5 protein-coding genes are annotated in these 8,931 nt (G+C 65.6%); 2 read left to right on the top strand and 3 right to left on the bottom strand.

The window, feature by feature from the left end; translation table 11 throughout:
- On the bottom strand, positions 1 to 706 hold a 706-nt coding region (locus tag RT028_RS18845; protein ID WP_409567308.1), incomplete at its 3' end, for a transglycosylase domain-containing protein.
- Positions 707 to 968: 262 nt separating this feature from the next.
- On the opposite strand from RT028_RS18845, the gene RT028_RS18840 reads away from it, so the two are divergent.
- Positions 969 to 1,262: a hypothetical protein gene (locus RT028_RS18840; RefSeq protein WP_312936787.1), complete on the top strand. Its 294-nt coding sequence runs from the start codon at positions 969 to 971 to the stop codon at positions 1,260 to 1,262.
- Positions 1,263 to 1,764: 502 nt separating this feature from the next.
- On the opposite strand, the gene RT028_RS18835 is transcribed toward RT028_RS18840, so the two are convergent.
- Entirely contained in the window at positions 1,765 to 6,672 is a 4,908-nt protein-coding gene (locus tag RT028_RS18835; protein ID WP_312936786.1) for an alpha-2-macroglobulin, read from the bottom strand.
- A 541-nt stretch (positions 6,673 to 7,213) separates the two neighbouring features.
- On the opposite strand from RT028_RS18835, the gene RT028_RS18830 reads away from it, so the two are divergent.
- Positions 7,214 to 8,548 carry an MATE family efflux transporter gene (locus RT028_RS18830; RefSeq protein ID WP_312936784.1) on the top strand — a complete coding sequence of 445 codons (1,335 nt, stop codon included), beginning with the start codon at positions 7,214 to 7,216 and terminating at the stop codon, positions 8,546 to 8,548.
- Between the two features lie 207 nt (positions 8,549 to 8,755).
- Here the strand turns inward: RT028_RS18830 and RT028_RS18825 are convergent.
- Positions 8,756 to 8,931, bottom strand: a 176-nt coding sequence (locus tag RT028_RS18825; protein WP_312936790.1) for a hypothetical protein, incomplete at its 5' end; no start/stop codon positions are given.

The following is an 8,931-nucleotide window of genomic DNA, read 5'->3' as shown; positions in this document are numbered from 1 at the left end:
GGGGGGCAAGCAACAGCGGTTCTTCGCGGGCCTCGCGCAGGCTTGCCGCAGGCCACACTGCGTAGTCGGCCAGGCGCTGCAGCACTTTGTCGCGCGCCGCCTGGGCACGTTGCGGATGACGGTCCGGGCGCAAGCGACTCGGCGCCTGGGGCAGCACCGCGAGCAAGGCGGCCTCGGCATGGGTCAGGTGCAGCGGCGACTTGCCCAGATACGCCCAGCTGGCGGCCGCCACACCCTGCAAGGTGCCGCCGAAAGGCGCGCGGTTGAGGTAGATCTGCAGGATCTGCGCTTTCGACAGGTGCCACTCCAGTTGCGCCGTGCGCCACAGCTGGCGCAGCTTGCCGCGCAAGGTGCGGTCGTGCGGGTCGAGCAATCGCGCCACCTGCATCGACAAGGTGCTGCCGCCAGACACCACGCGCCCGCCGCGCAGGTTGAGCCAGGCAGCCCGCGCCAGCGCCATCGGGTTGACCCCAGGGTGCTGATAGAACCAGCGGTCCTCGTAGGTCAGCAACGCCTGCAAGTACAGCGGCGATACCTCATCGGCACCGACCGGATAGCGCCACACCCCCTCGGCATCGGCAAAGCGCCACAGCGGGGTGCCGTCTTCGGCCAGCACTACGCGGGCCAGGTCATCGCCCGGCAGCGGCAGTGGCCAGAGGCGGTCGGCGAGCCACAGCAGCGCCATGAGCAGCGCAGTGCCGAGCATGACCGCACGCAGCAGGCGACCGAGGCGACTGCGTGGGCGCATCCGGCATTGTCTGAAACGCCTTGATACCCACTCACGGTGCTGGGCAAAGCGCTCAGAAACGCTCATGGACACCTGCAGAACCGAGAGTGGCCAGGCCGTTTGCACGTTGCCGGAGGGTGATCGCGCGCGTTTTCAAACGGCGCCTCGCTTGCCATCGGGAACCGACCTGGCAGGATGATGGCCAAAGCGCAGAGACCGAATCGTTCATCAGGAAATCATCATGCATGTAGAAGGCTTTTTCGAATGGCTGGGCCAGGCACTGGGATCGCTGATCCGCATTGTCGTCGATGCCATGAGCGGTCTGTTCAACCTGCTGGCCAATGCCGGTGGCAATTTCATCGACGGATTGTCCCGCACACTGGGCATGGACACCTCGCTGATCAGCATTCTGGCACTGATCGTCGGCCTGATGCTGCTGTACTCGGCAGTGCGTGCGTTCATGCGGGCATCGATCGTACTCGGCATCATCTGGGGGCTGCTTGGGCTGTGGGTGATGAGCTGGGTGGTGCATTGACGGGCGGTAGCCTTCGCAGGGTGGCGGCGGGGTGACGCTTCGATGCATGGAGCTACATGCGGGTCGCTGATGCAGCACGAATCCCCAGGGACGCCCAGGGCGACGTCTTGGTCAGCTGAGACAAGCGTCGCACGACGCGTATCGTCTTGATGAAACGCGATTGCGGCGGTTGGGGCTGCTGCGCAGCCCATCGCGACTGACCGGAGCGCCGGACCGGTCATTCCTACAGATAGCGTTCTTCAGTAGGAGTGATTTCTTCCGGCTTAACTCTCTGTAGGAGCGGCTTCAGCCGCGATGGCCGGCGTAGCCGGCCTGATTCAAGCGCCGCGTACTGTCAGGCAAAACGCGACCGCAGTCATGGGGGCTGCTGCGCAGCCCATCGCGACTGAAGTCGCTCCTACAAGCTTCCTGCGCCTTCGGCATCTGACCCGTGTTTGCGGCCATCCTGCAGCCGTTCCGGCAGTTGCTCGGGGCAGGCCGACAGCCCTGCCCCGTTCGCCCATCAGCGCGCCTTGATCAACATCTCCCCAAGGCTCTCACCCACCGCCTGGATGTCAGGGCGGTACATCGATTCCATCTGCGGCGGCGGAATGCGGTAGCTGCCAGGCGTCACCGCGCGAGCCAGGTACAGCAGGTGCGTGGTGCCATAGCCTTCCAGCTTGAGGGAAGCGACGTAACGGTCGTCGCGGAACTCCTGGTGCACGACGTTGGCGTTCTGCATCGAGTCGCGCCATTGCTTCACGGCGCTGCTGGCGTTGTCCAGGCTGGCCGAGCTTTGCGCCAGGTTCTGGTTTTCGATTTCAAGGCCCGCTGGCAACAGGTCGACCACCAGGGCATCCGGCACGCGGTCCTTGGACTTGAGCGCCAGGTGCACCAGCACCAGATCACCACTGCGCAGGTTGCCGAGGTTCAGCGCCTGGCCGTTGAGGCCCAGGTATTCGCGGCGAATCTCCATGCCGTTGCTCTGGGGCGCTGGCGCCTGACGCGGGTAGCCAGACAGCGTCAGTTGCTGGTAGACGGTGTCGCCGCTTTCGTTCTGCACGGTCAGCGGGGATCTGAGCAGCGGCCCTTCCAGCTTCATGCCGGACTCGCCGTTGTCGAACTCACGCACCTCACCGGCGCTGTCCAGCCGCGCTTTCCAGGCGGACTCCGGCTTGCTCATCAGGCCGCGGCCAGCGAGGAACAGCGCGTTGCGCTCCTGGGTCGACAGCCAGTTGCTGGCAGCCAGCTCGTCCGACAGCGCAAACAGCCGCTGATCGACCTGATTGCCGGCCAGCTGGTTCTCCTGCAGCAAGGCAAGGATCAGCGCCTGGTCACGCAGGGCACTGCCATAGTCGGCCATGTAGCCCTTGGCGCGACCGATCGCCAGACCGGTTTGCAAGGCCTGCTGGGCGCGCGGCTTGTCACCCATCTTGTCCAGCGCCACGGCCAGTTGCACCAGCGGCAGGCCCGAGCGGGCATCGGTACGACGCTCGAACAGGCTGCGCAAGGCGCCCAGCGGCGCCTGCTGGTTACGCGCCAGCACCAGCGCAGCGTAGGCCTGTGCGGCGAAGCGGGTGTGGGCGGCGTTGTCGCTGTAGTCGACTTCGATCAGGTTGGGTTCCTGCACATAGCGCAACAGCCGCTCGTTGGCTTTCTTCAAGGCGTCGGCCGGAACGCCGAAGCCTTGTTCGCGGGCGCGCTGGAGGAAGTCGGTGACATACGCCGTCAGCCAGTACTCTTCTTCACCCTCGGCACTCCACAGCGCAAAGCTGCCGTTGAAGCGCTGCATGCTCAGCAAATGCTCGATGCCCACCTCGATCTTGCGCTTGCGCACATCGTCCGGCTCACCCTTGATGCCCAGGCGCTTGAGGCTTGCGGCATCGGCATACAGCGAGGGGTAGAGACCGCTGGTGGTCTGTTCCAGACAGCCATAGGGGTAGGCTTCGAGGGCACGGATCTGCTCGGCCAGGTTCAGCGGCGGACGGCTCGACAACACCAGGCTGGCCTCGAGACCAGCCGGCTCGAAGGCCGCCAGGTCGTTGTCAGGCAGGCTCCACGGCTGGTCCTTCAGGGCCACGCGGTAGTGCTTGAGCATCGCCGGGTAGGCCGGGCGGATGCCCAGTGTCCAGTCGCGGCTGTACACCGTGGTCGGCTCGTTGGGCAACTGCAGGCCGCTGACCTGCACCTGCACCTTGCCCTGCCCCAGGCCGCCCTGGGCCTCGACCGGGATGAGCAAGGTGCTGCGCTGCCCCTCGGCCAGGCTGACCTGTTGCTCGGCTGGGCCATTGAGGCTGATCTGCCCCTCGGTGTGCAGTTGCACGGTCAGTTGCTGCGCGCGGCCCGACAGGTTGGCCAGGTCCAGCGCCAGGCGCGTGCGGTCACCGCCGGCGAGGAAGCGCGGCGCCGACAGCTCGGCAATCAGCGGCGCAGCCACCACGGTCTTGCCTTCGGCAACCCCGAAATGATCGTCGGTCCAGGCCTGAGCCATCAGCCGCAGCTCACCGTTGAAGTCCGGGATATCGACCGTGGCCACGCCTTCGCCCTGGTCGTTCAGGGTCACCGGGACGCTTTGCTGGGCGACGATGGTCACCGTGGTGTTCGGGCGCTTGCCGCCTTTGGCCATGGCGGCGTCACCACCGAAGGCCAGGCTGGCCAGGCGGCCCTGCCCGGCTTCGATCAGTTGCCCATAGATGTCCAGTTGGTCAGCGCCGTAGGCCCTGCGGCCAAACATGCCGGTGAAGGGGTCGGGCGTCTTGAAGTCGGTGATATTGAGAATGCCGACGTCAACCGCCGACAGCAGCACATGCACCTGTTTTGGCACGCTGCCATCGGCATTCAGCGCCTTGAGCTTGACGCTCAACGGTTGCTTGGGGCGCATTTTCTCAGGCGCTTGCAGGGTCAACGCAAGCTTGCGTTCGGCCCGCTGCAGCGGCAAGTGCAGCACGCCCACGGCGCGCTTGGGGGTGGCGTTGACCTTGCGCTCGCCGGGGCGGATCACCAAGGCACTGACGTACAGGTCGTGGCGCGCCCACTTCGGGTCGAGCTGGATGTCGAAGGTCTTGCCGTCGGCCGGCACGTCGATGGCCTGCCACCACAGCGGGCCGTCGGCCGACTCGATCATCAGGTAACCGCTACCGGCGGCAGGTGGGGTGACGGTGACCTTGGCGGTGCTGCCGTCGCCGTAAGCCGGCTTGTCCAGCGCCAGCTTGACCTGATCGGGCCGCACGGCGCCGCCTTCGGCGTTGTCCTGGGCACGGTAGCCGGCCCAGAAGCGTTCGCTGGAAACGATGCCGGTCTGCGGATCTTCCACCTCGACGCGGTATGGGCCCCACTCCACCTGGAAACTGAGCTTGGCGGTGGAGCCGGCCTTGATGCTGACCGTTTCTTCGCTTTCGGTGAGGAGTTTCTCGTTGAAGTTGTAGCTCCAGCCGTTGTCGTCGGCGTAGTTCCAGTAATAGTCGCGGCGCTCGCGAATCAGCCGCACCTTGAGGTCGTCTACCGCCAGCTTCTTGCCCTCGCGGTCGGCGACCAGCACTTCGAATTCCACGGCTGCATCGCTGTCGGTTTCTTCACCGTCGAACAGCCCGCGCAGCCCGGGCAGGCGCTCGGCCGGCCAGATCGGCTGCTCCAGGCGCCGGGTGATGGGCCGGCCACCAGACTCCTGCAGGCTGGCCTGCACGGTCAGTTGCAGTGGCGAACGGGCCTCGGCCCAGCGGCTTTCGATGTCCAGGCTGGCCTTGCCGGCCTGGTCGAGGGTGACTTCATCGAGTTCCAGGTCCTGGCTCAGATCGCTTTCACTGACCGAGCCGAACTGGTAACCCGGCAAGCCCGGCACGGCTTCGCGCAGCGGGCGTACATAGGCCTGGCCGCTGAGGCGATTGCCCGCGGCGGGCGCGCCATACAGGTAACGGCCATTGACCTGGATGTGCGCCGTTTCATCAGGGGTCAGCGGTGTGGGGCTGCCTTTGAGCTCCAGCGCCAGGCGCTCGGGGAGGAAGTCCTCGACCAGCACCTCGAAGACCTGCTTGCGACCGCCGCCCAGATCGAACAGCAACTGCCAACGGCCGGTCGGGGCTTCGCTGGACAGCTGCAGCTGATACTGGAACAGGCCGTTGGCATCGGCTTCCCAGACGAACTTGCGGCTCACCTGCTCATCCGGACGACGCACTTCGACGTTGATCGGCTGGGCCTTGACCGGTTTACCGTCCTGGTCGCGCAGCAAGCCGTTGAGCAGCACGGTTTCGCCTGGGCGATACAGGTCGCGCGGGCCGAAGACGAAGAACTGCAGGGGGTTGGCCTGCGGGCCGGTGATGTCGAATTCAGCCAGATCCAGGGCGGCGGTGTTCAGGTTGAGCAGCGTCGTGTTCACGCCCTGGGTGGCGATCAGGGTGGTGGCCTTTTCATTGATCGGCATCTGCGCGTGGCCGTCGCCGTCGGTACTGGCCTGGGCGAGCAGCTTGCCCTTGTCGTCGCGCAGTTCGAGCTTGACGCCGTTCAGCGCCTTGCCGCCTTCCAGGGCCTGACTGAACACATCGATGCGATCACGGTAGCGGTGCGCGGACAGGCCAATGTCACTCAAGGTGAACAGCGTGGCCGGCTGGGAGTAGCCGTACACGCCAGACGCACGCATCACGGCCAGGTACACCCCGGGCTCTTGCAGCGGCTTGATCCCGGCGATCGGCAACAGCACGGTCTCGCGGGTGTTGCGCGCCGGGTTGAGGTCGAAACGGCCGCTGTAGACCAGCTCGGCCATGTCCAGGGTGTCCTTGGACTGGTAGTAGTACAGGCTGCTGTTGCGCCCCCAGTTGACCAGGAAGTTCGAGAGCATCTCGGGCTTGACCCGGAAGAACTCGACATCGACCTTGTCGACGTTCAGGGCGATCACCGGCAGACCTTCAGCCAGGCGCGTAGGCAGCAGCGAGCCGCGGCTGGCGAAGCCGACGGTGGCCTGCATGTCGCGGGTTTCCAGGCGGCTCACGGCGTCGGCGGCAAGCGCCTTGCCGTTGACGGCGAGCAGGCCCTTGTCGACGGTCAGCACCAGCTTGCGCTGCGGGTCGAGATGGCGCAGGCGCAGCTCCATCTGGTTGGTGGACAGCTCCCAGGCGCCGTCGACCTTGCCCTTGACCGTATCGACCAGGTGCACCTTGCTGGCGAAGTCCTGCTCGGCGTCCAGCGGCGCGGAGAAGCTGATCGACAGCGCACTGGCGCCGTCGACCTGCACTTCCGAGACATCCAGCACGTTCAGCTCGCGGCCCTCGTAGCGCTTGGCCAGCACCGCCGGGTCTTCACGCTTGGCGGGCGCGGCCTGGGCAGGGGCTGCGGCCGCAGGCTGGTCGGCCGGCGCTGACTTGGGCGCCTCCGAGGTCGAGGAATCACAGGCACTGAGCAGTGCCAGCGCACAGGCCAGCAACAATCCTTTGTTGAACATGAGGGTCGGACTCTTCGGCAGCGTGGTCGTAAGGGCGGCAACTATAGCCCACCGGGAAGCGATTCACTCGGAGGGATGCGTGATCTGAGACCGTGGTGGTGGGTAATGGTTGCTGTACCCAAGCGATACTTTACAAAATATGTAGCGCGCTTGAGAGGCGGGTAGACTGTGCATCGCTGCAAGCGCGCAAGCCCGATGTGCGGCACCTTGAGCTAGACACGTGAGCGGCAGTGGTGGCCAGCGGGAGAACGAACCCGGGCGCCGATGACCTCATCATTACTGTGTCTACCAGCACCTTTCCTACCGCAGATAGCGAATGATCGCTCCCAGGCTCTGTACGAAAAGCCTTGATACTCGTTCATGCTGCGTTGAAAACCGGCTCGGAATGCTCATGTACTCCAGTACAGTCGAGCGCGACCCCGGCCGTTCCTCGCCGGTTTTCGCCTTGCCTGACCTTCGTCTCAAGACTTTTCGTACAGAGCCTAAGCCTTGTCACTGATAGCCGCATCAGGAGCTCGGCCTGGCCACTTTCTGGAGCCACATGCCTTCACTGCTCACCGACTGGCGCCACCGCCCCACCCACCGCAAGGTCTGGGCGCTGGCGGCGCCGATGATCCTGTCCAACCTGAGCGTGCCGCTGGTGGCATTGGTCGACAGCACGGTCATCGGTCATCTGCCCCACGCACATCAGCTCGGCGCGGTGGCCGTCGGTGCGATGCTGTTCACCTTCATGATGGGGCTGATGGGCTTCCTGCGCATGGGCGCTACGGGGTTTGCGGCGCAGGCGGCAGGGCGCGGTGATGGCGATGCGCTGCGCCAGGTGCTGGTTCAAGGGTTGCTGCTGGCAGTGGGGCTGGCGCTGCTGGTCGCACTGGTCGCGGTGCCGTTCAGTCAACTGGCGTTGCAGGCCATGCAGCCCAGCGCCGCCTTGCAGCAAGGCACGCAAGCCTTCTTCCACACCCGCCTGTTCGGCCTGCCCGCGGCGCTGGCCAGCTATGCGCTGGTGGGCTGGTTCCTCGGCACGCAAAACGCCCGGGCGCCGTTGGCGATTCTGTTGACCACCAACCTGCTGAACATCGCGCTGAACCTGTGGTTCGTACTCGGGCTGGACTGGGGCGTGGTCGGCTCGGCGCGGGCCTCGGTGATCGCCGAATGGAGCGGTGCCTTGCTGGGCCTGGCCCTGACCCGCCCCGCACTGCGCGCGTACCCTGGGCGTATCGTCTGGTCGGCGCTGCGCCGCTGGCCGGCCTGGCGACCGCTGCTGTCGGTGAACCGCGACATCTTTCTGCGTAGCCTGGCGCTGCAATGCGTGTTCCTGCTGCTGACCGTACAAGGTGCGCGCTTGGGTGAGGCGACCGTGGCCGCCAATGCCCTGTTGCTCAATGGCCTGCTGCTCGTCGCCTACGCCCTCGACGGCCTGGCGCATGCGGTGGAAGCGTTGTGCGGTCACGCCATCGGTGCCCGCCAGCGCGAGGTGCTGCGCCGCTCGCTGGTGGTGGCCGGCGGTTGGTCGTTGCTGATCAGCCTGATCTTTGCCGTACTGTTCCTGGCCGGCGGCCACCTGTTCATCGCACTGCAGACCGACATCGTCAGCGTGCGCGAGGCCGCTGAGCCTTATCTGCCCTACCTTGCCGTGCTGCCGTTGGTGGCGGTGTGGAGCTACCTGCTCGACGGCTTGTTCATCGGCGCCACCCGCGCACGGGAAATGCGCAATGCCATGCTGCTCTCGGTGCTGATCGCCCTGCCCTTGGCCCTGGCACTGCGCGGGCTGGGCAACCATGGGCTATGGCTGGCGTTTCTCGCGTTCATGGCGCTGCGGGCGATGACCCTGGGTGGGATCGCCTGGCGGTTGCACAGGCGCGGGGGGTGGCTGTGAATGCGGCGTGAGGGCAGATGGATGGCGGTGGCAGGCCTTCCTCAGTGTGGGAGCGGCTTTAGCCGCGATGGCCGGCGTGGCCGGCCTTCCTCAGACACCGCGCAATAACAGATGAATTGAGGTGGCAGCCTTGGGCCGGCTGCGCCGGCCATCGCGGCTAAAGCCGCTCCTACAAAGGGTTGCAGTGAGCTGGACGAGCTCGTCTCTTCAGGACGACAGATAGGACGAGCGAGTCAGCCCCAAACGCAAGGCATCCAGGTACTGCGTACGTTCACGCGCCGTGATCTTGGCGCTGGCGACCTTGTCGCGGTAGTGGGTCATCAGCTCTTCGGGCGACAGGTGCACGTAGCGCAGCATGTCCTCGATGGTGTCGTGGGTCTCGA

The organism is Pseudomonas sp., assembly GCF_032058845.1.
Lineage (GTDB): Bacteria > Pseudomonadota > Gammaproteobacteria > Pseudomonadales > Pseudomonadaceae > Aquipseudomonas.
The sequence above is the reverse complement of the archived record's forward strand: the minus strand, read 5'-3'. Positions and strand labels throughout refer to the sequence as shown.